The organism is Mesorhizobium sp. P5_C1 (assembly GCF_054049815.1).
Genome location: NZ_JBFULQ010000756.1, coordinates 1 through 2,087, shown reverse-complemented (window position 1 = coordinate 2,087; position 2,087 = coordinate 1). Strand labels below are relative to the sequence as shown.

At 56.5% G+C, this 2,087-nt stretch carries 2 protein-coding genes; one reads left to right on the top strand and one right to left on the bottom strand.

From position 1 onward, the window contains the following. On the bottom strand, positions 1–1,021 hold a 1,021-nt coding region (locus ACXJ7R_RS30895), incomplete at its 3' end, for a selenium-binding protein SBP56-related protein (protein ID WP_457155118.1). Between the two features lie 422 nt (positions 1,022–1,443). Between ACXJ7R_RS30895 and ACXJ7R_RS30890 the strand changes: the two genes are divergently transcribed. Then, a complete protein-coding gene (locus ACXJ7R_RS30890) occupies positions 1,444–1,866 on the top strand; it encodes a hypothetical protein (RefSeq protein ID WP_457155117.1) in 423 nt (140 codons plus the stop codon). Positions 1,867–2,087 lie beyond the last annotated feature (221 nt).

Sequence of the window (2,087 nt, the reverse complement as noted above, 5' to 3'; positions counted from 1 at the left end):
GATTGGCATTGTGAGGGTCCGAGATGTCGTACTGACGGATGTCGCCGTGCAACCAGTTACAAAAATAGAGGTATCTATCGTCCATGCTGAGCAGGATGACCGAGATCACGCCCGGAATCGGGATCGGCCATTCGGGATGTGGCTCATTGTCGACATCGATAATTTTTTCCCATTGCCAATCACCCGCCGCATCCTTCCACCAATGGATGATATTTGCTGAAAGGGCCGCGCCAACAAAGCCGTGACTGCTGTCGGGATTGTGGTGGAACCGCACTTCCAGTGGGATCAGGCCATCTTCACCGAGATAGAATGTTTGCTTCGGCTCCTTCTTTTCAAAATCCCAGAAATGGATCTCCCGGCCATATTTCAGATGGCCAACCTCTTCCAGGTCAAAACCGGGCATGAAGGTGTTGGGCGCGGCCCACTCCGAACTGACCATTACATTGTGTCGCGGCTGGTACCAGAAATCATAACCAAACTTGATACCGCCCATGGAGTTTTCCCAACGGCCGACAATCTCGAACTCCTTGCTGAGCTGCAAATAGCCGCCGGGGGCATTGCCCTGAGCGTCGCCAAGCATGGAAACGATGATGTCCGAGCCGAGGCAATGCACCGTGTGCGGTGCCGACAAGTTGGCCCTGGCTTTGATGTCAGCGCCGCTTATGACTTTGAACAGTGTCGGATTGCGAGGATCGGTGCCGCAATCGACAATGTGCAGATTGGACGAGCGCACACCCGGCACAATCAGATATTTCCGCTCCATGCTCGCATCGCCATGGCACGACGAACAGGCATTCCAGCCCGAGTGATGAAGCTCATCGCCAATACCCGGCATTTGCAAACGTGAAATCACTTGGCTGTAGGTCGAACTCTCCGGGTCGACATCAATGGTGCACAAATAGTCCGGCTTCTGAATGCCCGTGCCGGTGTAGATGGCAATCGTATAGAGCAGCTTTTCGCGAGGTGCGGTCATCGCCTCGGCTGGGGAAGCATAGCCCGGTCCACAGCAATGATTGGTCATGGGTAGGTCCCCAATTTGAACAGATCACTGGGCAGCCCCTACGGGGTCAGGCTGGAATGTTAGTGCATGCTTGGCATCGGCGCTACGGCCGGGTTGGCCGCCGGGGGGACGGAATGCGAACACCCCCGCTCCTCCCCACGGAAGCGTCAGAGGAACAGGAAAGTCGACGAAAGGCCGACTGGCCGATCAACGGGCAACCGGCCAGAACCCGCGTCGCACCTATCGGAGGCCGAAGAAGCTCAATATCGCAATTACGATGACCACCGCGCCAACGAGCCAAATGATGTTGTTCATAATCGTTCTCCTGTTGCCTGGGGAAGCCCGCGCCTCTGGCGGAGAACGCTGGCCGACCAGCCTTTGCCGGCTGATCTTCAGCAGACACGGATGTCGGCTGTGAGGAGTAGAACAATTAGGCGCGCCTAATGTTCCGCCATTGGCAAATCGAGAGATGGCCTGGTGAATTTGCCTTTGTATTAGCTGCGCTTCATATTTGTTGTTACGGCGGCGACAGAATGCCGGTCAGGTCCGGAGCCATCATGCGCAAATTGGTTGTCACAGCAGCAATCGCACTTGCCTGCGGTTGCGCGCCCTCGCAAGCAAACGACGAGCGGTCATGCAAGATAGTAGCGGCGGCAGCGCAGCTCTCCCGAAAGACCAACTGTAGCGAAGGTGATATCGCTGCGATCTCTGGCATGAGCGGCAAGGAGCTGCCGGAGGCAGTAGCCAGATATTGCGATTTTTGGGGGCAGATCGTTGTGCTGCCCGACGTGAGCGAGACCGACGCGTCGAGACGCATCGTTCTTTGCAAATACCATCAGCGAGAGGCAGCCCCTTCTCAGCCCTAGGCGATGCGGTCGCCCCTCTTTCGACATGCCGCAAGCGTTTCGGGCTGGCCCAAGCAGGCCGGAACCAAAGTGATCGCGGGCAGTTATCCAAACGAAGGGCCAATTCAGGAAATGGAGAAACTGCAATGAAAACAATGATCATGTGCGCGTTGGCGCTTTCCGTCGGCTTGCCGGCCATAGCTTCGGCAGCCGAAGCCGATGTGGTTATCAGAACCCACCAT